Origin of the sequence: Streptomyces sp. NRRL S-31, from assembly GCF_000718775.1 — a bacterium.
Classification (GTDB): Bacteria; Actinomycetota; Actinomycetes; order Streptomycetales; family Streptomycetaceae; genus Streptomyces.
Window position 1 is genome coordinate 1 of record NZ_JOCB01000315.1, and the last position, 205, is coordinate 205.

Sequence of the window (205 nt, forward strand, 5' to 3'; positions counted from 1 at the left end):
CCTCGGCTCGATCCCGGCGAGGTCGGTGAGCAGCTGCTCGCGGATCGCCTCGACCTGGACGGAGTGGGCGGCGTAGTTCACCGGCAGACGGCGGGCACGAATGCCCTCGGCCTCACAGGCCGCCAGCAATTCCTCCAGCGCGTCCAGGTCGCCCGACACGACGACCGAACCGGGAGCATTGACCACCGCCACCGTCAACCGACCG

The 205-nt window shown here is 70.2% G+C and carries 1 protein-coding gene; it reads right to left on the reverse strand.

Going from position 1 to position 205, the window contains the following annotated elements:
* The coding region (locus IF37_RS40615; RefSeq protein ID WP_158727478.1) for an acyltransferase domain-containing protein at positions 1–205 on the reverse strand (205 nt) is incomplete at both ends.